Source organism: Halorubrum sp. GN11_10-6_MGM (assembly GCF_005435165.1).
Classification (GTDB): domain Archaea; phylum Halobacteriota; class Halobacteria; order Halobacteriales; family Haloferacaceae; genus Halorubrum.
In genome coordinates this window covers 14,518-36,936 of record NZ_SGUC01000025.1, presented here as the reverse complement: position 1 = coordinate 36,936, position 22,419 = coordinate 14,518, and the positions used below count along the sequence as shown (strand labels likewise).

The following is a 22,419-nucleotide window of genomic DNA, read 5'->3' as shown; positions in this document are numbered from 1 at the left end:
CGCGAGGGCCGCACCGGTGGCAAGGTCGTCGCCGACGCCTCCGACGCCGTCCCGTGGAACGTGAGCTCCCTGTTAACCGGGGTGATCCCGCTCGGGACCGCGCTGGAGTCGACGGGCGGCGCGGCGCGCTCACGCCAGCGGCTCGGGACTCCAGTACGCCATCCGCATCGGGACGCCCTCTGCGTCCCGCCGCTCGCGGTCGTCGCCCGGCAGGAACCGGAGCTCGTCGGCCGATCGGCGCGCGACGACCGCCAGCCCGAGCGCGTCCACGGCGTCGTCGACGGTGGCGTCCGCGGCGTCGATCGCGGCGCCCTCGGTTCCGCCGCCATCCCCCGCGGCGTCGAACAGATCTCGACAGATCCGGCCGAGCGCCGCGCTCGGGTGGTCGAGGTGCCCGTCGAGCGCCGCGAGCCGCTCCCCCACGCCCGGCGCGCCGGTCTTCGAGTGGTCGAGCGGCCGGCCGGCGAGCCCGCGGAAGCACACCTCCGGGTGCGCCTCCATCACCGCCTCGCGCGCCGACTCGTCCTCGCGAAGGAACGCGTCCACCTCGCCGACGGCCGGCGCAATGTGGTACGACTGGCGGCTGAGCCCCTTGTCGAGGTCGGCCCGGTTCCGATCGCTGACGGTCTCGTAGTCCGCGCCCGCCGCCGCGGCCTCGCACGCGCCCCGCGAGGGGACGGGGAACACGCTGCTCGGCCGCTCGGCCGCCGACCGTGCGGCCGAGTCGACGACCTCGCGGGCCGCGAGCGTTTCGGGGTCGTCGGGGAGGCCGATCGGCACGTCGACGAGGACGCGGTCGAACTCGCCTTCCCGCCACAGCGCTCCGAGGTCGGGTTCGAGGCGCGCCGCCGGTTCGTCGCCGCCGTCGAACACGACCGCGAGCCACGCGCCGCCAGCCCAGTCGACGCCCGCGACGGTGTCTGCCGACATCTCCCTACCGTTCGACTCGTAGCGCAATAACTCTGCTCCGGTCGCGGGCGTCGGAGCGGAGCCAACCCGAACGGCCCCGGACGAGCGGCCGGCGAGCCCGGCGTGCCGCCACACCCACCCTTATGTCGTTCGCTCTGAACGACCACGCATGGACGAGGACGCGCCGCTCACCGAATGGGCGGAAACGGCTTCGACCGACCCGGACGCGGTCGTCGACCGCGTTCCGGACGTCGTCGCGCTTCTCGACGACGACGACGCGGCGGTTCGAAACGACGCGGTGACCGTCTTGAGCCGCGTGTCGAAGACGCGGGCGGACGCGGTTCTGGACGCGCTCCCGGCGTTGCTCGAACGGCTCTCGACGGACGACCGACCGGTGATCAGACACAACAGCGCGCTCGCGATCAGTCGGATCGTGGCGTCCCACCCGGAGGCGTGTCGCGACGCGATCGAACCGCTCGTCAGGGGGATCGCGGACGACGACGGCGACGTCCGCGAGAAGTGCCGGACGGCGCTCGACAACTTCGGCCCCGACGCCGAGGACGGTATCCGCGGCGCCGCCGAGCGAGCGGTCGAGGACGCCGTCGACCGGACGGCGGCCGAGACGTCGACCGAGCGGAACGAGGCGACGGTGGCGCTCGCCCGCCTCGCGACGAGGTTCCCCGACGAAGTCGCCGCGCACGCGGAGTCGCTCCGGCCGCGATTGGACGACGAGGACAACGTCGTCAGATACCACGCTGCGATGACGCTGAAACGGGTCGCCGCACGGCGTCCGGCGCTTTTGTCCGGGGTCGTCGAGCCGCTGGCCGACCGGCTCGACGATCCGGACGAGGACGTGCGCGAACTCGCGAGCGCGGCGCTGGCGTCGGCTGCCGAGGACGATCCGAGCGCCGTGGTCGAAGCGAGCGACGCGCTCGTCGACGGGCTCGCCGACGGCCGCGAGGAGGTCCGATCCCACGCCGTCAGCGCGTGCCGCGCGCTCGTGACGGAGTATCCCGACGCGGTGTTGCCGGCGCAGTTCGAACTCGTCGAGCTGCTCGCCGACCCCCGCGAGGACACGCGGGCGGACGCCCGAAAGACGCTCCACGGCCTGGCCGACGAGCACCCCGACGAGATCGGCGGCGTGCTCGCCAGCGCCCACGACGCGGACGTCGACACCGACAGCGTCGGTGCCGTCCACGAGGCGATCGAGACGGTCGCCGAGGGGCCGAACCGGGACGACACGGATCCGTCGGAAGGCGACGTGCCCGACGAGGCGGGAGAGAAACTCCGGGAATTGGCGTCGGTGATGGAGACGGCCGGAGCGGAGACGCTGGCCACGTTCGACGACTCCATGCTCCGGGAGTTTCTCACGTTGACCGAGTCGATCGACCCCGAGGCCGTCTCGGGCGTCGACGCCGGCGACTTCGAAACGATGCGCGAAACGGTCCGGACCGCGCTCGATACCGACGGTGACGGGGACGGCGACGAGGGGTTCGACGCGGATATCGATGGCGAACTCGGCGGGGCCGAGACGGGGTGGGACGAACAGGCGCGCGTCGACCCCGCCGCTCGTCCGGACGACATCTGCTCGTACGGACGCGATCTCGGGGAGTACGCGCGGGAACAGGACGACGACGTCTGGACCTGTCACCGGAGTCCGCGGGACGGCGGCGAGTACTGTCTCTTCCATGCCCCGGTCGAAGACACCGACGACGACGCCGTCCGGGACGCGTTCCTCGACGCGGTCCAGCGCCCCGGGCGGGAAACTAAGGAGTTCGTCGGCGCACGCTTCGGCGACCTGAACCTCTCGTTCGACATCCTCGACGCGCCGGACAACTACCCGATCGACCTCAGATACGCGACCGTCGAGGGGTCGATCAACTGCCGGCGAGCCGAGTTCGGGCAACCGCTCTGGTTCGACGGGGGAACGGTCGCCGAGGGGATAAACTGTAACGTGACGACGTTCGAGTCGTGGGCGTCGTTCGAAGGGATCGCCGCGGAGCACGCGTGGTTCGGTAAGTCGGAGTTCCGGGACGGCGTGAGTTTCGACGACGCGACGGTCCACGCGGAGACGCTCTTCACCGGGGCGACGTTCACCGACCGCGGGGAGTTCCAAGGGGCGCGGTTCGGCGACCACGCGGAGTTCTCCCGAACGGTCTTCGACTCGGCGTCGTTCGAGGACGCACACGCCGCGGGAACGCTCGATCTCGGGCACGTCGTCTGCGATCGTTCCCTCAAGATGGGAGGGATCGAAGCCGAAGGCGACGTCAGGATCCGGGGTGGCCGGGTCAGGAACCTCAGACTGTCGGACGCCGACGTCGACGGCGACCTCTCCGCGTCGAATCTGACCGTTGAGAAGACGGTCCACGCCTCGGACGCGCGGGTGGGCGGAACGCTGTCGCTTTCGAGCGCGGAGATCCGGCGGGATGTGCTCTGTCCGGACCTGACCGCCGGTAGCGTCGACTTCGATGCGGCCTCGGTGGCGAAGCGGGTTTCGTTCCAGCGGACGCGCGTCACCGGGGAATGCGCGTTCAGCGGAGTCTCTTTCGGGGACGTTACGACGTTCCAAGCGGCCGAGATCGACGGCGACCTGGAGCTCTCGCTCGGGGCGTTCGAGGGCGTGTTGACCCTGCGCGAGGCCGAGGTCGGCGGCACGCTCGAGGCCAGCTCCGCGTCCGTCGGCGAACAGGCCGACTTCGTCCGTCTCGACGTGGGCGGCAACTTCGACCTCTCCTCCGTCGCGTTCGGGGGAACGGTCATGTTCTTCGAGGTGACGATCGGGGGCGGGCTGGACATCTCGTCGAGTCGCTTCGAGGGACAACTGTCGCTCTCGACGACCATCGAGGAGGGGCTGGACGGCGATATCGCTCGGTTCGAGGACGACGTTACCGTCATGCGGACGTCGGTCGGCGGTCCCGCGACGTTCAGCAACGCGACGTTCGGACGCGACGCCCTCTTCCAGCTGTGCGAACTGGGGGGCGCGTGTACGTTCGACGACGCGGAGTTCGCCGAAGACGCGTCGTTCGCGCAGACGACCGTCGAGGGGCCGGCCTCCTTCGAGACGATCACGGTCGGCGGGATGGCGAACTTCGACGGCGTGTACTTCCGGTCGGGGGCCGCATTCTTCGGCTCGACGTTCGCCGAGCTCACGTGTCTGGGAACGCGGACCGGCGACGAGTCGATCGTTGACCTGCGGAGCTGTGATATCGCGGACGGGTCGATCGCGCTCCCGGACGACGGCGATATCGCCTACGACCTCGCGAACGCGACGCTCGGCGCGGTCGACCTCTCCACCGGGCTCGGAGAGGCGAGCGGCGTGGACCTCTTCGAGCACTTCCGGTTCGCGAACACCAGCTTCGACGGGTTCGACTTCGGGGACTACAAGCAAGAACTCGCCGAGGCCAACTGGCAACTACACACTACCGTCGACGGGCCCGAGTTCGCGAATCCGGGACGACAAGACCTCATCGACGCGCTCTCCGTCGAAGACGAGCTGGACGAGACCGACGACAGGCTGGACGGAGAGCTCTTCGACGAGGTCGATCACGTCGGAATGATCCGAGAACAGACCGGACTGGACCGGGGAGTCATCGAGGAGATAGCCGACGCCGAGGAGGCCTCGGAGATGCCGACCGGCGAGGAGCTGTACGAGATGACCGGCGAGGAGGAGTTCCGCGAGACGACGACTCCCGCGGACCTCGAAAACACCTACCTGAAAGCCAAAAACGGCGCAGATCAGGTGGGGGACCGACACGTGGCCGCGCAGTTCTTCGTTCAGGAGATGAAGTACAGGCGGGCGAAAAACTACCAGTTCGTCCGAGACCCGGACCAGGATCTCGGCGTGCGGTTCGTCTCGGCGGGCAAGTGGCTCGGGAACTATCTGCTCCACCAGTCCTGCGGGTACGGCGAGCGACTGTGGCGAGTCATCTACGCGTCGGTGGTCGTCGTCTTGGGCTGGAGTCTCATGTACGCGACGCTCACCGAGGGGACGTCGGGTGACGCGGCGGGGCTGACGACCGAGGGGCTCGACAGCCTCTCGCAGCTCGCGACGCCGGAGGGCGCGGACATCATGGTGAAGAACCTCTACTTCAGCATCGTCACGTTCACTACCCTCGGATACGGCGACATCCAACCCGTCGGGACGCTCTCTCGCTTCCTCGCGGGCTTGGAGTCGTTCCTCGGCGCGCTGCTCGTCGCGCTCGTCGTGTTCGTCCTCGGTCGCCGGGTCTCGTGGTGACCGACGAACGCGGTTCGACCGATCCCGAGACCGCCCGTGGAGACGCTAAAATCCGTCAGTAGAGGCTGGAAAAAGTATAAGGGGGTAGTGGGCCGGCACGAATTTGAATCGTGGTTACGGCCACCCGAAGGCCGAAGGATACCAAGCTACCCCACCGGCCCGCACTCGACAGAAGGCCGCTCGTTCTTTTAATCCTTCCGAAAGGGGGCGGTACGCCATGGCCGGACACCGTATCGGGAGACCGACAGCGCCGCTGTCCCGGAGACAACGCGTGATTCGTGTTGGTTCGATTTCGGTGCGAGAACTCTCGAAGCCTCAGTCGCTCGCTGCGACGAAACTCTTCCCGGGAACACGACCACCGAAGCCCCAGCCGGGAGGAGTCGATGCGCTCGCTGTGCTCCTCACTCGGTCGCTTCGCTCCCTCGTTGCGGTGCTTACGTCGCGCGTCTTCCTCCTCGCGGCAGCGTGGCACGACGCGCCACGGGCAGCCGGCGGCGGAGCCGCCGGCGACTGCCCCTTCGAATCCCGTCCCCGCGCAGCACCGCAGCCTCGTTCCTCCCCAGCCTCGTCGACCGGTCTCCGCTTCGCTCCGACCGGTCGACTCCCTCGCGCGTGCTACTCGGCCGCGATGCGGCCTCATAGGCACGCGCCACCACACCGCCTGTTCGACTTATATATTCTCGTCGTCGCTCCCGGACGCTCCCGCGTCTTCGATTTCGAAGTACCGGTCGCGATGTTTCCGACAACCCGAATTGAATGCGACCCCGCACGCGGGACAAGCGTCGCCGTCGGCTTCGAGGTACTGCCGGGCGGTGAGCGTCGTTCCGCAGGCGCCACACAGCACCGCCGGCTCGTCGAACCGCTCGCGGGGCCACGGGACCGCCTCGTGGTCGGCGGCCGCGTCGTGACAGGCGTCGCAGGGGTAGTACGTCCCACAGCAGCCGAACCGGAGCGCGATCACGTCGACCACGTCGTCCCAGTGCGCGCAGCGCGTCTCGGGATCGACATCGATTCCGCGGAGGGGGACGTCGAAGCGCGAGTCGGTGTCGGGCGCGCTCGTCGTCTCGCGGTCGCTCGGTTGATCTGACATCGGTTTCGCGGTCAGTAGGTCGCGTACCCGTCCGTGTCGAGCCAGTTGTGGACCACCGTGATCGTGTGGTCCGCGTGGAGGAGCTCGGGCCCGACGCGCAGCCGGCGCTCGGCGCGGTCAGCGACCGAGTCCGCCTCCTCCGGCGCGAAGTCGTGGTGGTCCGAGAGCACGAACACGGGATCGTCGGGCGGCTCCGCCTCGACGAGCGGATCGCCGTCCTCGTGGAGCTGGACGAGCGTCCCGTCCGGACCGCGGCCGCCGTCGCCGACGAGTCGATCGAGCGTGGCGTCGAGGCCCATTCGACGGAGCTCGACGCCCGGCGAGACGTCCGCGGGCATGTGACCGATCGCGTCGTCTCGTGCGGCGAGCGCGTCGCGGACCCGCGCGGCGACGTTGCGCTCGTCGGGGTGGAGGTGTCGGAGGCTGTCCGCGTCGAAGGTGGCGGTGAACTCGTCGGCGATCACGAGGTGGACCCGGACCGACTCGCGGATGCCGTGTGAGAGGAAGACGCCGGCGCTCACGCACCGACAGCACAGGTCGAGCCGCCCGGCCCCGGGGATGTCCGACAGCGAGATCGCGTCGGGGTCGGTGGGGACGTCGCGGCCGATGACGACGAACTGGCGCATACCGGGCGGTCGCCCGCGACCATGATAAGGCGTCCGACCCAACGAGGGGTATGAGCCTCACCGGCCTGTGTCAGATCTGTGAGGCGGCCACGGCGAGCCACGCCTGCGACCGCTGCGGGCGCGCCGTCTGCGACGACCACTGGGACGAGACGGTCCGCGCCTGTACCGGCTGCGTCGCCGGATCCGGGTAGCGCGGGGGTGTCCCCGACGGCACGCTTCCGGCGCTATCGGTGCCGGTTCAGTCGCTTCTTGAGCCGCTTCGCCGCGTCGCCCGCGGCGCCGAAGTACGTCGCCTCGTCGCCCGGTCGGCTCGACTCCTCGCCCGCGAAGATGATCCCGCGCGAGGAGTTGACGAGCCCCACGTCGACCGGGCGGTCGGGGCGCTCGGCGAGCCCGTGTTCGACCGCGGCCTCGGCGTCGCCGCCCTGCGCGCCGACGCCGGGCACGAGGAACGGGATCTCGGGGACGATCTCGCGGACCGTCTCCAGCTCCTCGGGCGCGGTCGCGCCGACGACGAGGCCGACGTTGCCGTTGGCGTTCCACACGTCCGCGAGCGCGGCGACGCGCTCGTAGAGCGGCTCGCCCGAGGCCAGTTCGAGGTCCTGGAGGTCGGCGCCGCCGGGGTTCGACGTGCGACAGAGCGCGAACACGCCCTTGTCTTCGCGGTCGAGGAACGGCTGGAGCGAGTCGCGCCCGAGGTACGGGTTCACCGTGATCGCGTCGACGTGGTCGAGCATCTCGGCGTACCGCCGCGCCGTGTTGCCGATGTCGCCGCGCTTCGCGTCGAGCAGGACGGGAACGCCTTTGCCCTCGGCGTACGCCGCGGTCTCGCGGAGCGCCCGCCAGCCGTCAGGGTCCTCGTAGAAGGCGGCGTTCGGCTTGTAGCAGGCGGCGTGCTCGTGGGTCGCGTCGATGATCCGACGGTTGAACGCCCACCGCGGCAGGTCGGCGTCGGCCACGTGGTTGGGGAGTCGGCTCGGGTCGGGGTCGAGCCCGACCGAGACGACGCTGTCGACCGCCTCGATCCGGTCCGCGAGCGTCTCGAAGAAGCCCATACGCGCCCTGCGGCGGCGGGCGCACTAATCGTTGCGTTCCGGTGTCGCCGCCGTCAGCTCGGTCGCGTCGCGCCGGCCGCGGGATCGGCAACAACAGGATACTTTCGTCCCCCTTCCGTCCGCCAGCACGGGCATGGCGAGTAGCACCGATGACGGTCTCGGAGGAACGCTCTCCGGCAACATCGCGAAGTACTACGTCTACAAGGCGACGAAGGCGGTCGAGTTCTATCGGCCGGTCATGTACCTCTTCTTCCTGGCGCAGGGGCTCTCGTTCACGCAGATCGCCGTTCTGGAGGCGCTGTATAACCTGACAACGCTGTTCGGCGAGATCCCGACCGGCTACGTCGGCGACCGCGTCGGGCGACGCAACAGCCTCCTCGTCGGCACCGCGCTCATCTCCGTGACGCTCCTCGGTATCGAGTTGTCGAGCTCGTTCCTCGCGCTGGCCGGCCTCTACGTCTGCTGGTCGCTGGGCTACAACTTCCGGTCCGGCAGCGAGGACGCGTGGCTCTACGACACGCTCACCGACGACCTCTCCGAGGACGAGTTCGCCCGCGTCCGGGGCCGCGGGGAGTCGGCGGCGCTGGCCGTCGGCGCCGTCGCGGCGATCCTCGGCGGATACCTCGGCGGCATCGACCTCTCGTACCCGTGGTTCGTCGCGGCGGGCGTGACGAGCCTCGGCGTCGCGGTGCTGCTCACGCTCGACGAGCCCGAGACGTACGAGGAGACCGATTCGGCGGACCTGGGCCTCCGCCGGACGGTCGGTATCGTGAGAGAGGTTCTCTCGCGCCGTCGGCTGCGGTCGCTGCTGCTGTACTACTACGTCCTCTACGCCGCGGTCACGTACCTCGTGTTCGTCTTCCTTCAGCCGATCTTCGAGACGGTCGTCATCGACCTCGGCATCCGACAGTCGCAGGTGGAGGCCCTGCTGGGGTGGTTCTACGCGGCGTACAGCCTCGTCGGCGCGGTGCTCAACTACTACACGGGGGCGATCCGGGAGCGGATCGGGCTGCGGACGTGGTTTATCGTCCTCCCGTTCGCCGTCGGCGGCGCGCTGATCGGGATGTACTTCCTCCCGATCCTCGCCATCCCGACGTTCCTCCTGATCCGCGGCGTGTCCGACGTCACGCGGTCGTTCGCCGGCCAGTACGTCAACGATCGGGCGGAGTCGCTCGGTCGCGCGACCGTCCTGAGCGCGATGGCGATGGTCAGCGGCCTCGCGGTCATCCCGTTCCAGCTGGGCAGCGGCGTCGTCTCGGACGCCGTCTCCCCGCTGTTCGCGCTGGGCGTCGGCGGCGCCGTCCTCGTCGTCGGGTCGGCGGCGATCCTCCGCTGGGAGGTCCCCGTCGCCGACGACTCGGCCGGCAACTCGACCGACGACTCGGCCGGCAACTCGACCGACGACTCGGCCGGCAACTCGACCGACGACTCGGCCGGCAACTCGACCGACGACTCGGCCGGCAACTCGACCGACGACCGGGCGTGACCGACGAGTCCCGCTCGGACCGTCGGCGACCTAACAGGAGCAGTAGTACTCGCGGTCGACGAACTCGGTCTCGAACAGCTTCGCGGCCGGAGCGGGGTCCGAGGGCCGGTACACGCCGGTCGTGAGGTCGCCCTCGCGCTCGAAGGCGCCGGAGACGAGCCGCCGCCAGTCCGCGGCCGACAGCTGGTCCCAGAACGCGTCGTCGCCGGCGAGCAGCGAGAGGTAGTCGCGGAGGTACACCCACCGCGTCGGCTCGATCCCGTCGGACTCGTAGGTCGCGTCCGTCACCGCCGCGTACGCCGCCATCGGGAGGTTCGCGCCCGCGGCGACGGGCATCCCGATCCACTTCCACGGGCGGGTGTTGACGTCGAGCAGGAGGAACTCCCCGCGGTCGGCGTCGTAGACGAACTCCGACTCGCTGATCCCGTGGTAGCCGGCGTCGTCGAGGACGGCGAGCGCTCGCTCCTCGATCGCGGGCTCGTCGGCCGTCTCGACCAGACAGGAGGTGCCGAAGTTGCGCGGGTACCGAACCGCGGCGTTGCCGACGACCGCGAGCGCGTCGGCGGCGCCCGAGGGCGGGACGTACGACGCCAGCGAGTGGTCCTTCCCGGTCGCGATGTCGACGCGCTTCTGGGCCATCACCGCGGTCCCCGCGTCGCTCGCGGCCGCGACGACGTCCTCGAACTCCTCGCGGTCCGCGACCTCGATCACGTTGGTCCCGAACGCCTCCTCGAAGTCCCGTTTGAGCTCGGGTTTCACCACCAGCGGGAAGCCGAGCGCCTCGGCGGCCTCCTCGACCGTCGCGTCGGGTTCGCGCGTCGCCGCCGCCGCGGTCTCCGCCAGCCGATACGTCTCCGGGTAGGGGACGCCGAGCGCCTCGCAGGTTGCGTACAGCTCGGACTTGTTCAACACCTCGTCGAGCGTCTCGCTCCCGGCGAACGGGAGTCGGACGCCGTCGGGGTCGGCCTCGGCGTACGACAGCGCCCACTCGTCCATGCAGCCGAACGCGACCGCCTCCGTCCCCGCGGCGTCGACGATCGCCTCCACGTCCTCGCGGAACCCGTCGAGGTCGTCCAGCGGGTACGTCACCGCGCCCGCGAAGTCGACCGCGTCCGACGGCGGCGCGAGCCCGTCGTGGGTGACGGAGCCGGCGGCGCCTCCGTCCGCGTCGTCGCCGGGGGTCCCGCCCGCCCCGCCCGCCCGGTCGAGCGCGATCACGGGCACGTCGTGGGCGTCGAGCGCCCGCGCGACGCCGAGCCCGGTGATGTGTGCGTTGCTGACGAGCGCGGGCGGACGGTCGAACGTCGCGTCGGCGAGCGCGTCTATCAGTCCCTCCGTCGAGCGAAACCGGTCTGCCATACCGCGTCTCGTCGGTCGACGTACAAAAGGGCTCGACGTACCGGCCCGCTGTGCCCGTATCGGTGACGAGCCGAGCGGCGGGGGTCGCGGCGGTCCGGGACGGGCGTCGCGAGTCGCGTCCGCGACGCGAGCGGCTTTTCAGGGTGCGCCGCCTCCGATCGGCTATGACCGAAACCGACGACACGGACGCCACGGAGGCGCTCCCCGAGGGGGTCCGCCGCGCGTTCGCGGACCACGGCTCCTTCGAGCGGGACGGCGACGGCTGGGTCTCGACGACGACCGCGTTCGACGGGCGCGTCCGCGCCGAGCCGGCGGACGGAGGGCGGGTCCGGCTCGCGGTCACCGTCCGCGTGCCGACGCTCTCGGCGGTCACCGCCGACGAGGTCGCCGACGTGGTCGAGGACGGCTGGGCCGACACGTTCGAGCGCCGCGCGGTCGACGTCGGCGGCGTCACCCGGGCGGACCGCGAGTTCGACCCGGTCGTCGAGCGCGAGGGCGACGAGATCGCCGTCGCGTACGCGCTCACCGATATCAACGAACGCCGGGGCGTCGACGACGCTGGCGCGCTGATCGACTTCGTCGAGGGGACGTACGTTCAGGGCGTGATCCCCGGGTACGAGTACACCGACCCCGTTTCCGGCCTCCTCTCGGCCGCGCGGCAGCAGGGCGGCGGCGGTCCGGTTTGAGGGGCGGCAATCCGGTCTAAGCGATGGCGGTCCGGTCCGAGCGGTGGCGGTCTCGGCTGCGGCCGATAGGGGGAAGTGTCGCCGGCCCGTACGTCGACCATGCTCGCGCTGTTTGGGTTCGCCAGCCTCCTCGCTCTGGTCGCGTTCCACACGTTCCTCGCCGGGGTCGCGACCCGATTCTTTCGGATTCAGCTCTCGACGTCGTGGGGGACCGTCGTGTACACCCTCGTGTTGACGCCGCTGCTGTTGCTCGTTTCGACGCTCGTGTTCACGGGCGCGCTCGGCGTCGGCACCGGTATCGACGTCGGGAGCTCGACGATCCTGCTGGCGCTTTTGATCGCGCTTCCGCTGGCGCTCGGCGTCGCCATCGACTACCTCTACGTCCCGTCGCCCGACGAGTACGAACTGCCGGACACGCGCTGAGAACGCTCGGAGAAGGGTTCAGCGGTCGACCAGCTCGGCCACGATATCCTCGACTCGCGCCACCACGTCCTCGGGCGCGCGCGCCGCGTCGACGCGGTGGAACCGACCGGGGTCGGCGTCGATCAGGCGCTCGTAGTTGTCGCGCACGGCCGCGAGGTAGCCGCCGCGCTCGAACTTGTCGGTCCGGCCGGCGCGCTCGGCGGCGGTCTCGGGGTCCAGATCGAGGTAGATGGTGGCGTCGGGCGGCCGCGAGAAGGCGGCGTGGATCCCCCTGACGTACTCCAACGGTCGCTGGACGTCCGCGTCGGCGCGCGCGAGCGTCGCCCCCTGATAGGCGAACCGCGAGTCGGAGTAGCGGTCGGAGACCACGAGGTCGCCGTCGGCGAGCGCCGGCCGCACCGTCTCGGAGAGGTGGTTCGCGTGGTCGGCGGTGTACAGGAACAGCTCCGCGAGCGGGTCGGCCTCCGGGTCGGCCATCGAGCGCCCCACCGCCTCCCCGTACCAGCTGTCGGTGGGTTCGCGGGTGAACGTCGCGCCGGGGTACACGTCGTGGAGCGCCTCCCAGACCGTCGTCTTGCCGCTGCCGTCGAGCCCCTCCAGCGTGATCAGCATGGTGGCGTTCCGCCGCGCCGAGGAATAAACGGCGCGGCTCCGGCCCGCCCGGTTCGGACCTCTCCGCCGCGAACGGGCCGCGCGGTTCGGTCCCCCTTCCGCCACAAGCGGGCCGCTCGTTCGACGCCCGCCCTCCGGGGAGCGCGACGCCAGCCCCACCACCATTTTTAGTGACCCGTTCACGAACGGGCGCCATGGTCGTCCACTCGTCAACCGCTCGCGCGCTCCGGAGGGACGGATGGTAGGCGTCGCCGTCTCGGTCTCCCGCGTCGCGGCGGCCCTCGTGTTGGTGGCGCTGAACGGGTTCTTCGTCGCCTCGGAGTTCGCGTTCGTCAGGATACGGGCCACCTCGGTCGAACAGCTGGCAGAGGAGGGGAAGGCGGGCGCGCAGACGCTTCAGGAGGTGATGGCCAACCTCGACGACTACCTCGCCGCGACCCAGCTCGGGATCACGCTCGCGTCGCTCGGCCTCGGATGGATCGGCGAGCCCGCGGTCGCGGCGCTGATCGAACCCGTCCTCGGTCCGCTCCTGCCCGAGAGCGTCGTCCACCTCGTCGCGTTCGCGATCGGCTTCTCCGTTATCACGTTCCTCCACGTCGTCTTCGGCGAGCTGGCCCCGAAGACCATCGCCATCGCGCAGGCGGAGCGGATCTCGCTGTTGCTCGCCCCGCCGATGAAGCTGTCGTACCTCCTCTTTTCGCCCGGCATCGCGGTGTTCAACGGCACCGCGAACGCCTTCACGAGCCTGATCGGCGTCCCGCCCGCCTCCGAGAGCGACGAGACGCTCGAAGAGCGCGAGATCCGACGCGTGCTGGCGCGGGCCGGCGACGCAGGCCACGTCGACGAGTCGGAGGTGGCGATGATCGAGGGCGTCTTCGAGCTCGACGACACCGCGGCCCGCGAGCTGATGGCCCCCCGCCCCGACGTGGTCTCGCTGCCCGCTGACGCGACGCTCTCGGCGATCCGCGAGACGGTCCTCGACGCGGGTCACACTCGGTACCCGGTCGTCGAGGCCGACGACGCCGACCGCGTCGTCGGCTTCGTCGACGTGAAGGACGTGCTGCGCGCGATCGAGACGGGCGACTGCGACGACGCTCTCGACGACGCGGACGGTCCCACCGCGGCGGACCTCGCCCGCGAGATCCTCGTCGTCCCGGAGACGACGAGCGCGAGCGACCTCCTCGTCCAGTTCCGCGACGGGCGGCGACAGATGGCGGCGGTGATAGACGAGTGGGGCGCCTTCGAGGGGATCGTCACCGTCGAGGACGTCGCCGAGGCGCTCGTCGGCGACCTCCGCGACGAGTTCGACGTCGCCGAGGGCCGCCACACCATCCGCCGGACGGGCGACCGGACGCACGAGGCGGACGGGTCGGTGCCGCTCACGGACGTCAACGACGCGCTCGGCACCGACCTCAGCGGCGACGGCTACGAGACGCTCGGCGGGTTCGTGCTCGACCGGATCGGGCGCTCGCCCGAGGTCGGCGACGTCGCGGAGACGGAGCGGTTCGCCTTCGAGGTCACCGCGGTCGACGGCGCGCGCATCTCGACGGTGCGCGTCACGCGGCGGGACGGCGGGGAGGCGGGGGACGCCGACGACGCCGGGGACGGCGAAGCCCCGGGCGGCGAATCTCCGGACGACGACGCGGCGTAACGGCGCGGCACACGCCAGCGGGCCGACGCCACCGGGGCGACCGCGACGACGCGAGCGTTTTTTTACCCGCGGCCGCGACCGGTCCGGTATGTTCGACCGGATCTGCGTTCCCACCGACGGCAGCGACGCGGCCGCGGCGGCGTTCGACCACATCCTGGCGATCGCCGCCGACCACGGCGCGACGGTTCACCTCCTCCACGTCGCGGACACGACCCGCGACAGCGTGACGCGGATCGGCGGCGACGTGGTCGACGTGCTGGAGCAGGAGGGGGAGTCGATCGTCGAGGCGGCGGCGGCCCGCGCCGCGGAGCGCGGCGTCGACGCCGAGACGGCCGTCGAGCAGGGCGGCGTCCCCGAGACGGTCGTCGACTACGCGGACCGGATCGACGCCGACCTCGTCGCGATGTCGACGCGGGGACGGCAGGGGGTCGAGCGCCTCGTCGGCAGCACGACCGAGCGCGTCGTCCGGCGCTCGCCGGTGCCGGTGCTCGCGCTGCGGCCGGGCGACGAGGCGGTCCCGTACCCGTACGAGGGCGTCTTGGTCCCCACCGACGGGAGCCCGGCGGCGACGGCCGCGCTCGACCGGGCGATCCCGATCGCCGAGCGGGCGGGCGCGACGGTCCACGTCCTCTCGGTCGTCGACACCGGCGGGATCGGTATCGGCGACCACGTGGAGGTCGACGTCCTCTCCGAGTACGCCGACGACGCCGTCGCCGCGGGCGTCGAGCGCGTCGAGGCCGCAGGAGTGGAGGCGGTCGGCGCCGTCGAGGCCGCGTCCTCGGCTGCGCGCGGAATTCGAGCGTACGTCGACGACCCCGGCGTCGACCTCGTGGCGATGGGGACCCACGGCCGGACCGGCGTGGGACGGTACCTGCTCGGCAGCGTCGCCGAGCGCACCCTCCGGAGCGCGCCCGTCCCGGTGTTGACGGTCCCGGTTCCGGACGAGGAGTGACCCGGCTGCTCGCGCCGAGGTCGGTCGCCGCGCCGGAGACGTCGATCGCCGGCCGCCGCCTCGGAGCCATCGATCGCCGGCCATCGCGGCGCCGGGTTCAGCGAGCGTCTGACGCCGCGGTAGGTTTACGGGGCTTCCACGCGATACGGAACGCATGAAAGTGTTGGTAGCCGGCGGGACCGGGTTCATCGGCTCGTACCTCTGTCGCGCGCTCGCGAACGACGGCCACGCGGTGACCGCGCTCTCCCGCTCGCCCGAGGAGGCGCCGGAGGGCGTGACGGGCGTGAGCGGCGACGTGACCGACTACGACTCGATCGCGGCGGCGGTCGACGGTCACGACGCGGTCGTGAACCTGGTCGCGCTCTCGCCGCTGTTCGAACCGGACGGCGGCAACCGGATGCACGACCGGATCCACCGCGGCGGGACCGAGAACCTCGTCCGCGCGGCCGAGGACGGAGGCGTCGAGGGGTTCGTCCAACTGAGCGCGCTCGGCGCGGACCCGAACGGCGACACAGCCTACATCCGCGCCAAGGGAGCGGCCGAGGAGATAGTCCGCGAGAGCGAGCTCGACTGGACGATCTTCCGTCCCTCCGTCGTCTTCGGCGAGGGCGGGGAGTTCGTCTCGTTCACCAAGCGGCTGAAGGGGATGTTCGCGCCGGGCGTCCCGCTGTACCCGCTTCCCGGCGGCGGGAAGACGCGGTTCCAACCGATTCACGTCGAGGACCTCGTGCCGATGATCGCCGCCGCGGTGACCGACGACGAACACGTTGGGGGGGCCTACGAGATCGGCGGCCCCGAGGTGCTCACGCTGCGGCAGGTGACCGACCTCGTCTACGAGGCGGAGGAGAAGGGCGTCACGATCGTCCCGCTCCCGATGCCGCTCGCGAAGGTCGGGCTCTCCGTCCTCGGCGCCGTCCCCGGGTTCCCGATGGGTCCGGACCAGTACCGGTCGCTGAAGTTCGACAACACGACCGCCGACAACGACGTAGAGGCGTTCGGGGTCGACCCGTCCGAACTGACGACGCTCGGTGAGCACCTCGGAATCCGATGACAGGTGACCCGAACGTGTCAACTGCGATAATCTCAGCGCTGGTAACGGCAACCGAAGGCTTATATACGAGATCACGTTCTGTTCAGTTCAAACGCGGAGGGAGCACACGATGAAACTCGCAATGATCGGATTCGGACAGGCGGGGGGTAAAGTCGTTGACAAGTTCTTGGAGTACGACAAGCGGACGGGCTCCGAGATCGTCCGGGCCGCCGCGGCCGTCAACACGGCGAAGGCGGACCTCATGGGGCTCGAACACATCGCCGAGGACCAGCGCGTCCTCATCGGCCAGTCGCGCGTGAAGGGCCACGGCGTCGGCGCGGACAACGAGCTCGGCGCGGAGATCGCCGAGGAGGACATCGACGAGGTACAGGGCGCGATCGACTCGATCCCGGTCCACGAGGTCGACGCCTTCCTCGTCGTCGCCGGTCTCGGCGGCGGGACCGGCTCCGGCGGCGCGCCGGTGCTCGCGAAACACCTCAAGCGGATCTACACCGAACCCGTCTACGGACTGGGCATCCTGCCCGGGAGCGACGAGGGCGGCATCTACACCCTCAACGCGGCCCGCTCGTTCCAGACGTTCGTCCGCGAGGTGGACAACCTGATGGTGTTCGACAACGACGCTTGGCGGAAGACGGGCGAGTCCGTTCAGGGCGGCTACGAGGAGATCAACGAGGAGATCGTCCGGCGGTTCGGGATCTTATTCGGCGCCGGCGAGATCCAGCAGGGCCAGGAGGTCGCCGAGAGCGTCGTCGACTCCTCGGAGATCATCAACACGCTCTCCGGCGGCGGCGTCTCCACGGTCGGCTACGCGGAGGAAGAGGTCGAGGAGCGCTCCTCGGGCGGGCTGCTCTCGCGGCTCCGAGACGACGGCAACGACGACGAGCTCGACAGCGCGCACACCACGAACCGGATCACCAGCCTCGTCCGCAAGGCGGCGCTCGGTCGGCTCACGCTCCCCTGCGAGATCGAGGGCGCAGAGCGCGCGCTGCTCGTGCTCGCCGGGCCGCCGGAGTACCTCAACCGGAAGGGTATCGAGCGCGGGCGCAAGTGGCTCGAAGAGCAGACCGGCTCGATGGAGGTCCGCGGCGGGGACTACCCGTACCGCGGCGCCGGCTTCGTCGCGACGGTCATCCTGCTCGCGGGCGTCACGAACGTCCCGCGGATCAAGGAGCTCCAGCAGGTCGCCATCGAGGCGCAGGACAACTTAGACGAGATCCGCGAGGAGAGCGACGACAACCTCGACGAGCTCGTCAGCGACGACAGCGACGAGCTGGAATCCCTGTTCTGAGGCGCGCCGCTCCCCGCGATGGAGGTCATCGTCCCCTTTTCGACCGATCGCCCGAAGTCACGACTCGCAGACGTGCTCTCGCTCGACGAGCGGAGCGCGTTCGCGCGCGCCATGCTCGACGACGTGCTGGACGCGGTCGAGGACGCCGGCGGCGAGCCCCGCGTCCTCGCCACCGACGCGGTCGACGTCGACCGGTCGGTCACCGTCGACGACCGCCTGCTGACGGCCGCGGTGAACGCGGCTCTGGACGCGCGGCTGGGTGCCGAAACGGCGTCGTCGCGGCCGGAAAACGACGCTGAGCCCGACGGCCCCCCCGAGCCGGTCGCCGTCGTGATGGCGGACCTCGCGCTCGCGACGCCGGCGGCGGTCGAACGCCTGTTCGAGGCCGGCCGCGGCGCGGACGTCGTCGTCGCGCCGGGCCGCGGCGGCGGCACGAACGCGTTCGTCGCCTCGCACCCCGAGTTCCGGGTCGACTACCACGGCGCGTCGTACCTCGATCACCGCGAGATCGCGGCCGAGATCGGAGCGGACTTCGCCGCGGTCGACTCCCACAGACTCGGCACCGACGTCGACGAGCCCGCGGACCTCGCGGAGGTGCTGATCCACGGCGAGGGTCGGGCTGCGACGTGGCTCCGCGAGGCTGGCTTCGCGCTCGACGCGTCCGAGGGACGCGTGACGGTCGTTCGGGAGTGAGCAGAACGACGCCGTCGCAGATTCTCACACGAGACACGTCTTGCCCCGTTTCGGTCAATACTGTATTTGAAGCACAGGGTTTCGACGAAGCCTGCTGTTTCTATCCGTTCATCTCCCAGAGATCTTAAATCGCGGAATGTGTAGTGTGGTGGTATGTCACAACAATCGGAGAGTAGAGAAACAGTACAAGCCGTCGAAACTGCCTTCGATATTCTGGACGAAATTCGCAGCCAGAACAACGTCACGCTTTCCGATCTTGCGGATGATCTCTCCTTGGCGAAGAGTACAGTACACCGGCATCTACGAACACTAAACGATCGCCACTACATTACCCACAAAGAAGGAGAATTTGAACTGAGCTTCGAATTGCTGGCTCTTGGAGAAGCCGCTAGACGGAAGGACGAAACATACGCACTGGCTGAAGAGAAAGTCGAAGAACTTGCCAGGAAGACGGGCGAACGCGCGCAGTTCGTCGTTGAAGAAGACGGTGTTGGCTTCTGTGTGTTCCGGGCCACTGGCGAACACGCTGTCGAGACCGATCCACAGGTTGGCTCCCAGATGCCATTACATGCAACTGCGTCAGGGAAATCGATTCTCGCATTCCTTCCAACCCACCGTATCAAAGAATTGCTTGACGAATCATTGCCCGTAGAGACTCCGAACACAATCACCGATCGAGACACACTTCGTGAGGAGTTAGACTCAGTTCGTGAACAGGGGTATGCAGTCAATCATTGCGAACACATCGAAGGTCTCACTGCGTTTGGTGCTCCGGTACGTCGCTCAGATGGCGGGGTTATCGGCGCAATTAGTATCTCTGGCCCGGAACGCCGATTTGAGGATGCGGACATTGAAGAAGAGGTTCGCTCTCGGCTCCTCGGCACAACCAACGAACTTGAACTGAATATCACGCACTCACAGTGACCGTATCGACGCGACACGAATTAGTGCCGACTGCGAGGGTGGACGTTAGCTTGTGTCTACGTGATCTTCGATTTGTTTGGCACCGGCAAGCGCGATTTTATCCGCAAAGCGTGGGGCAATAACTTGTGCGCTCACCGGGAGACCATCACGTTCGGCGACCGGAAGTGTGACAGCAGGATGACCGGTGAGGTTGAACGGGGCCGTGTTCCCAAGCAGGTCGTACATACTACCGTCAGCGCCGATATTGCCGCGTTCATGTGGTACTGAACGAAGTGTCGGTGTTACAAGTAGGTCGACATCAGCGAACGCTTCCTGTAAGTACTGGTCGAACCTACGTGCTTCGCGTCGACCGGCGAGATATGGTTTGCCACTTTCCCTGGCATCGATTGTGGCAGCCGGTAGCACACGTTCCGCAACATGATCGCTGAATCCATGTTCCGTCATAAACTCGTGTAAGGCATCGGCCCAACCAGCGTCGTACGTCGCACCGATACCACGAGAAATGCCCTGCTGTCGGATGAACCACGCAAACTCTGTCGCCCCGACAAGCGAGTATGCCGCCTCGATCGACCCCAATGGTAGGTCGACGGGCCGAACTTCGAACTTCGTACTGAGCGTCTCTCGGAGTTCAGCAAATTCATCCACGACCTGGGACGTACAATCTTCCAAGAACGATTCTGGAATTCCAAACGTCGGCGTGTCTGGAAGTTCTAATGACGGTGTCTGTGCCGTTGTTGCGTCTCTGGAGTCGGAACCGTGAATGGCGGTAAAAGCGTCGGTGGCCGTGGAAACGTCGCGTGCGAGCGGGCCGACCGTATCGAGCGATGGGGCGAACGGAACGACACCGTGTGTCGAGATGGCTCCAAACGTTGGTTTCACCCCGACGACGCCACAACAGGCAGCAGGAATGCGGACGCTACCGCCGGTGTCAGTGCCGAGTGCGACATCAACGATGCCTGCGGCAACTGCTGTACCACTTCCGCTAGAGGCTCCACCCGGAATCCGGTCTTCAGCAATTGGGTTTGTGACAGGCTTTCGGCCGCTGAATTCGCCGCTCGGCCCGAATGCGAACGCATCCATATTCGCCTTCCCAACGAGATTTACACCCGCATCAAGAAGCCGGTCAACGACTGTGGCGTTGAATCCGGGAGTGTACTCGAACTCACTGGACCCGCAGGTCATCGTCAGCCCCTTCACCGCGATGTTATCTTTTACCGCTACGCGACACCCATCCAATCTGCCATCGGCGTGGCGCTGATGCGGTGTTTTGTAGCCGTATAGGAGCGCGCCGTACTCGTCATCAAGTAGTTCTTCCTGTGATGAGTTCTCCGTCGCTACCGGCGTCTCGCGTTCCCGGACAGTAGCAGCGCTACTGGCGAGTTGGCTGGCAGCGTCTCGTACACTCTTGAGGACGCTCTCGGGCGGGTCGAACTCTAGTTCGGTGGCGACCGCGGCAAGCTCGTCGAGGTCAGGCGTGCCGTCGCCCGTCATTCGCTGTAAAGGACGCGAAGCAGCACGTAGATCGTCGCCAGCGATACCGCAGTGCCGACAAGCCAGACGTACCACATAATGGATACCATTCTTAGTCACCTCCGGTTGTGGTGTCAGCACCAATTTCGGCTACCCCGTCCTCTTGGGCGGTAACTGCGCTTACAGCGATCATGACGGCCGTTGAGAGGACGAGCGCGTAGGTCCCGCGAACGAACACGCTAGGAGCGTTCGATACGGTCGTGATGACGCCATAACCCAATACTCCGACAACCATCGAGGCGATCGCTGCCTTCCGAGTTACGAAATTCGGGAAGTAAATTCCGACCATGATCGGCGGGACGGTAGCAGCGGCAACACCTGAAATTCCCACCCAGATGAGCTCGCCAATATTGAACGGAGCAGTGAGTGCGATGTAGTACGCGATCGCCCCAACAAGGAGGACAACTGCTTGCGCAATGTATTTGGAGACTCGGTCGGCACGATCAGCGTCCATCTCAATGTAGTCTTCACCGACGAGGAACTTCAGGAATACGTCATTCGCGACCGCCGTCGAGAGAACGATGAAGATGCCGTCTGTGGTAGAGAGCGCCGCAGACAAGATCACCAGTCCAAGGAATGCGGCAACGATGGCGGGGAAGTAATCCATCGCGTACACGAATATCGCTTGGTCGGCGACCTCCAGCGATGAATCGAGCACAAGCAAGTAGAACCCACCGAAGATAGTGAGGATGAACGCCAGCGTGAGGGAGACATACGTAACGATCATCTTCCGGAGGTCACTCGGGTTCGAAATTGCGAGGACTTTGTTGAACAGCTGGGGTTGTGCGGCAAACGCGAACTCCAGGATGAATAGGGCGATGATGGCGAAGGCACTATAGAAAACCGACGAATCGGGGTTTGTCGGTTTCGTAAGTGCGGGGTCCATCGCATTCATCTCAGCACCGATATGTGTGAACGTCCCGATCGGTCCACCACCGATCGTCCAGAACGCCGAAACAAACACGAGTACACCCATAATCGCCATGAGAACGGCCTGAACGGCGTCGGTGTAGATGTCAGCGAACGTCGCACCGGCCATTACGTAGAGTACCACCAAGACGGTGATGATGGTAAGTCCAATCTCTTTGCTGAATCCAAGCAGGGTTGTGAAGAACAGGGCGCCGGCATCAAGTTGTGCGGCGATGTAGAAGAGGTTGAACATCACCGCGATTGCCGCCCAGACGCGGATGAACTGACTGTCATAGAATGAACCGAGCCAGTCAGGCAACGACAAGGAATGTTGGTCGACGTTGATCTCGCGAACGCGTTTCGCGAAGAGGATGAGCGCAACTGGGGATGCCCCGATCAACGCCAGGAACAACCAAAGGTTCGACAAACCAGCGGTGTACGACCAGCCGACGTACCCGACGAACGTGGCGGCGCTAAAGAACGTCGCAGCGAACGCCGCACCGAGTACATACGGTCCTAGTGACTCACTGGCGATCGCGAAATCAGACATCGTGTTTGTCCGTTTCCATCCAAGGTAGGCAAGCCCGGCCACTACAACGAGGAAGAGGCCGAGTCCCACCCAGAGGTACAGTTTGAGGGGTGTCATCACACAAATAACGAGGATTTATTGTGATGAATGCCGGGAAACTTCCGCTCATTTGCCGTCAGAAGACGGAACTACCGCAAATCGTTCGCCACATCAAAATTACGAGATACTAACTACGCAACCCCTCAACTACGAGTATACAACCGAATCCAGGAACTGAGTACGATACGACGGTTCGACTGTCGCGAACAACCCAACTTCAGGTAGTAACTTCGAACTCTTCGCTGATGCGCTGGTCAAGCGCCAATCCATTTGTGGGAGAGAATTTTGGGTATGAATAAGAGGTCGATCT

General features: G+C 67.6%; 19 protein-coding genes and 1 tRNA gene. 11 read left to right on the top strand and 9 right to left on the bottom strand.

The window, feature by feature from the left end; translation table 11 throughout:
* Positions 1-129: 129 nt before the first annotated feature.
* On the bottom strand, positions 130-930 hold the full coding sequence (locus EXE46_RS12015) for a DUF429 domain-containing protein (protein WP_137688630.1): 801 nt from the start codon (positions 928-930) through the stop codon (positions 130-132).
* A 148-nt stretch (positions 931-1,078) separates the two neighbouring features.
* Between EXE46_RS12015 and EXE46_RS12010 the strand changes: the two genes are divergently transcribed.
* Complete coding sequence (locus EXE46_RS12010) at positions 1,079-5,146, top strand: pentapeptide repeat-containing protein (protein ID WP_137688629.1); 4,068 nt, start codon at positions 1,079-1,081, stop codon at positions 5,144-5,146.
* 88 nt (positions 5,147-5,234) lie between these two features.
* On the opposite strand, the gene EXE46_RS12005 is transcribed toward EXE46_RS12010, so the two are convergent.
* From EXE46_RS12005 to trmY, 3 genes are all read right to left on the bottom strand, one after another.
* Positions 5,235-5,307, bottom strand: a tRNA-Pro gene (locus tag EXE46_RS12005).
* Positions 5,308-5,816: 509 nt separating this feature from the next.
* Complete coding sequence (locus tag EXE46_RS12000) at positions 5,817-6,236, bottom strand: CHY zinc finger protein (RefSeq protein WP_137688628.1); 420 nt, start codon at positions 6,234-6,236, stop codon at positions 5,817-5,819.
* 11 nt (positions 6,237-6,247) lie between these two features.
* A complete protein-coding gene (trmY, locus tag EXE46_RS11995) occupies positions 6,248-6,862 on the bottom strand; it encodes a tRNA (pseudouridine(54)-N(1))-methyltransferase TrmY (protein WP_137688627.1) in 615 nt (204 codons plus the stop codon).
* A gap of 50 nt (positions 6,863-6,912) precedes the next feature.
* On the opposite strand from trmY, the gene EXE46_RS17190 reads away from it, so the two are divergent.
* The gene (locus EXE46_RS17190; RefSeq protein ID WP_199234160.1) at positions 6,913-7,053 is read left to right on the top strand and encodes a hypothetical protein; all 141 of its coding nucleotides are present in this window, start codon (positions 6,913-6,915) and stop codon (positions 7,051-7,053) included.
* Between the two features lie 33 nt (positions 7,054-7,086).
* On the opposite strand, the gene pyrF is transcribed toward EXE46_RS17190, so the two are convergent.
* On the bottom strand, positions 7,087-7,917 hold the full coding sequence (gene pyrF, locus EXE46_RS11990) for an orotidine-5'-phosphate decarboxylase (protein WP_137688626.1): 831 nt from the start codon (positions 7,915-7,917) through the stop codon (positions 7,087-7,089).
* Positions 7,918-8,050: 133 nt separating this feature from the next.
* Here pyrF and EXE46_RS11985 point away from each other — a divergent pair, with 133 nt between their 5' ends.
* Positions 8,051-9,403, top strand: coding sequence for an MFS transporter (locus EXE46_RS11985; protein WP_241981553.1), 1,353 nt, complete (start codon positions 8,051-8,053; stop codon positions 9,401-9,403).
* Positions 9,404-9,433: 30 nt separating this feature from the next.
* On the opposite strand, the gene EXE46_RS11980 is transcribed toward EXE46_RS11985, so the two are convergent.
* Positions 9,434-10,762: a carboxylate--amine ligase gene (locus tag EXE46_RS11980; RefSeq protein ID WP_137688625.1), complete on the bottom strand. Its 1,329-nt coding sequence runs from the start codon at positions 10,760-10,762 to the stop codon at positions 9,434-9,436.
* Between the two features lie 164 nt (positions 10,763-10,926).
* Here EXE46_RS11980 and EXE46_RS11975 point away from each other — a divergent pair, with 164 nt between their 5' ends.
* Positions 10,927-11,448, top strand: coding sequence for a DUF5813 family protein (locus EXE46_RS11975; RefSeq protein ID WP_137688624.1), 522 nt, complete (start codon positions 10,927-10,929; stop codon positions 11,446-11,448).
* A 99-nt stretch (positions 11,449-11,547) separates the two neighbouring features.
* Positions 11,548-11,871, top strand: coding sequence for a hypothetical protein (locus tag EXE46_RS11970; protein WP_137688623.1), 324 nt, complete (start codon positions 11,548-11,550; stop codon positions 11,869-11,871).
* Between the two features lie 18 nt (positions 11,872-11,889).
* Here EXE46_RS11970 and tmk read toward each other — a convergent pair whose 3' ends face one another.
* Positions 11,890-12,483 (bottom strand): dTMP kinase, encoded by a 594-nt coding sequence (gene tmk, locus EXE46_RS11965; RefSeq protein ID WP_137688622.1) that lies wholly within the window; start codon positions 12,481-12,483, stop codon positions 11,890-11,892.
* A gap of 238 nt (positions 12,484-12,721) precedes the next feature.
* Here tmk and EXE46_RS11960 point away from each other — a divergent pair, with 238 nt between their 5' ends.
* From EXE46_RS11960 to EXE46_RS11935, 6 genes are all read left to right on the top strand, one after another.
* Positions 12,722-14,134: a hemolysin family protein gene (locus EXE46_RS11960; protein WP_137688621.1), complete on the top strand. Its 1,413-nt coding sequence runs from the start codon at positions 12,722-12,724 to the stop codon at positions 14,132-14,134.
* Positions 14,135-14,222: 88 nt separating this feature from the next.
* A complete protein-coding gene (locus tag EXE46_RS11955) occupies positions 14,223-15,086 on the top strand; it encodes a universal stress protein (RefSeq protein WP_137688620.1) in 864 nt (287 codons plus the stop codon).
* Positions 15,087-15,240: 154 nt separating this feature from the next.
* Entirely contained in the window at positions 15,241-16,137 is an 897-nt protein-coding gene (locus EXE46_RS11950; protein ID WP_137688619.1) for a complex I NDUFA9 subunit family protein, read from the top strand.
* Between the two features lie 109 nt (positions 16,138-16,246).
* Positions 16,247-17,425, top strand: a complete 1,179-nt coding sequence (locus tag EXE46_RS11945; RefSeq protein ID WP_199234159.1) for a tubulin/FtsZ family protein — start codon at positions 16,247-16,249, stop codon at positions 17,423-17,425.
* 18 nt (positions 17,426-17,443) lie between these two features.
* The gene (cofC, locus tag EXE46_RS11940) at positions 17,444-18,118 is read left to right on the top strand and encodes a 2-phospho-L-lactate guanylyltransferase (RefSeq protein ID WP_137688618.1); all 675 of its coding nucleotides are present in this window, start codon (positions 17,444-17,446) and stop codon (positions 18,116-18,118) included.
* 153 nt (positions 18,119-18,271) lie between these two features.
* Entirely contained in the window at positions 18,272-19,042 is a 771-nt protein-coding gene (locus EXE46_RS11935) for an IclR family transcriptional regulator (protein WP_137688617.1), read from the top strand.
* A 45-nt stretch (positions 19,043-19,087) separates the two neighbouring features.
* Here the strand turns inward: EXE46_RS11935 and EXE46_RS11930 are convergent, their stop codons facing one another.
* Both EXE46_RS11930 and EXE46_RS11925 read right to left on the bottom strand, forming a co-directional pair.
* The gene (locus EXE46_RS11930; protein ID WP_137688616.1) at positions 19,088-20,533 is read right to left on the bottom strand and encodes an amidase; all 1,446 of its coding nucleotides are present in this window, start codon (positions 20,531-20,533) and stop codon (positions 19,088-19,090) included.
* 91 nt (positions 20,534-20,624) lie between these two features.
* Positions 20,625-22,127: a sodium:solute symporter gene (locus tag EXE46_RS11925; RefSeq protein ID WP_137688615.1), complete on the bottom strand. Its 1,503-nt coding sequence runs from the start codon at positions 22,125-22,127 to the stop codon at positions 20,625-20,627.
* Positions 22,128-22,419: the final 292 nt, after the last annotated feature.